Here is a 1,612-nt window from a genome sequence, read left to right as displayed (position 1 = left end):
CTCATAACGAAAGTATTATCTACGAGAGGTTGAGATAAAGCCATCGAGAGGATGAGATATTGATGGATACTGCCATCTTGCTTCTGGTAGTGGAGGGAGTGCCCTTCCTGGCCCTGGTCTATTATCTGATTCACAAGAAGCAGATGTTCATGCTGGAGAGGGGGATCGAGAAGAAGGAGGATAGATATGTGAGAGCTGAGCGCAGAATAATCAATGGACTCTTCTTAACCCTGGCCGGATTCTCCATGATCCTGGCACCTCAGTTGGCATCCATTGCGGGAATAGAGGCACAGCTATCATTTGACCTTCTGCTGGTAAGCATGATACTGCTCTGCGCCGGATTGGCCATGCTGATTGGCGGAGAGCTGCTCAAGTACAGGACCGCCCCGCTTGATGGCTCTGATGGACCGGCAGAGCTGAAATGAGAGAAAAGAACCAAATCCGCGATCATCGATAAGGGCGCAACAATATTGGAAGATTCATAGAAAATACCCCAGAAGAGGACACCCTGGCCGCAAGATGTCCTCACTCTTCCTAAATCCATTGCGGCCAGGCATCCATAATGGCATCTAAATTAGAGGGCTATAAATTCCCTGCATACACATACTGCTCTTTGCTACCATCACCTCCGCACTTCACTGACCGGTGTAGATTTTAAGCATCCTGACCGGCCTTTCCTTCCTGTCCACAATCAGAACATCTTCGCCATTCTCGATTCCCGGATCCGTTGCGATCACTTGCCCGGGGAATAAGCGTCCCCCCCGGGCGACAAAAGGCACCGCCGCATCCGAGATCACCACTTTGCTAACCGACGAATCGTTTTTATCACTCCACATTGCACAACCACCTCTATCCTTTATCTGTGATTAATAGGGATATAGATCTTATTAAGTAATAAACTTTTTGATTGAATTATTACCATGGTTAAGGGTCCGGCCAAACCGGGCGTCCTCAATATCCCATGGCCTCGATCTCATTGTCTCTGATCCCTGAATGATGCCGGTTGGAGTATGACAATGGCCCCGGACGAGCTGGCGGCTGCATGCTTAATTTAAACCTGCCAGCTTTTGAGAGGACGGACCTCGCCAGCAACTTGGCCGCGAGGGGAGAGATATTCAGGCGGGTGCTTGAGAGGCAGCATACTGGCTTAGTGCAAACGTTGGGCTGGCCGCATGATCTTCATGCTTTTTTTCGGATGTGCAAGCACATAATTATTAACAAAAACGATTTATACTTCGCCTAGTCTTAATAACCACAGTTCATATGAGGAATTGATATGCAAATACGACTGTTTTCCGCGCCTATGGCCCTTTGCCTGATAGCATCTATGCTGATGGCATCGGCATGGGCAGCTGAATATCCCCTGACCATCACCGACTCTGCAGGAAGAGAGGTCACCTTCAACCAGCCTATTGAGAGGGTGATCGTCACCAGCTCGGATGCTGCCGAGGCAGTTGTGATGCTGGGAGCGGCAGATAAGGTGGTAGGAATCTCAGATACAGTGAAGAATAAGGGCTACTACTTCCCCGATCTCAAGGGAAAGCAGAGTGTAGGGAAATGGAATGCTCTGGACTATGAGATGATCGGCGCGATCGCCAGCGATGGAGAGGAT

The 1,612-nt window shown here is 49.5% G+C and carries 2 protein-coding genes and 1 pseudogene; 2 read left to right on the top strand and 1 reads right to left on the bottom strand.

The annotated features are described in order from the left end of the window. Positions 1–62: 62 nt before the first annotated feature. Positions 63–425: a hypothetical protein gene (locus BP822_RS07545; RefSeq protein WP_286878079.1), complete on the top strand. Its 363-nt coding sequence runs from the start codon at positions 63–65 to the stop codon at positions 423–425. Between the two features lie 210 nt (positions 426–635). Here BP822_RS07545 and BP822_RS07540 read toward each other — a convergent pair whose 3' ends face one another. Further along, on the bottom strand, positions 636–836 hold the full coding sequence (locus BP822_RS07540) for a PUA domain-containing protein (RefSeq protein WP_013719753.1): 201 nt from the start codon (positions 834–836) through the stop codon (positions 636–638). A 467-nt stretch (positions 837–1,303) separates the two neighbouring features. Here BP822_RS07540 and BP822_RS07535 point away from each other — a divergent pair. Further along, positions 1,304–1,612 (top strand): annotated as a pseudogene (locus tag BP822_RS07535) (ABC transporter substrate-binding protein); the annotation flags it as partial.

The organism is Methanosaeta sp. UBA458 (genome assembly GCF_002496085.1).
GTDB lineage: Archaea > Halobacteriota > Methanosarcinia > Methanotrichales > Methanotrichaceae > Methanothrix > Methanothrix soehngenii.
Note: the sequence above shows the minus strand (reverse complement) of the source record. Positions and strands in the feature narration are given on the sequence as shown.

Coding starts and splice junctions, on each gene's coding strand:
- BP822_RS07545 (WP_286878079.1), top strand. CDS start 63: ATGGATACTGCCATCTTGCTTCTGGTAGTGGAGGGAGTGCCCTTCCTG.
- BP822_RS07540 (WP_013719753.1), bottom strand. CDS start 836: ATGTGGAGTGATAAAAACGATTCGTCGGTTAGCAAAGTGGTGATCTCG.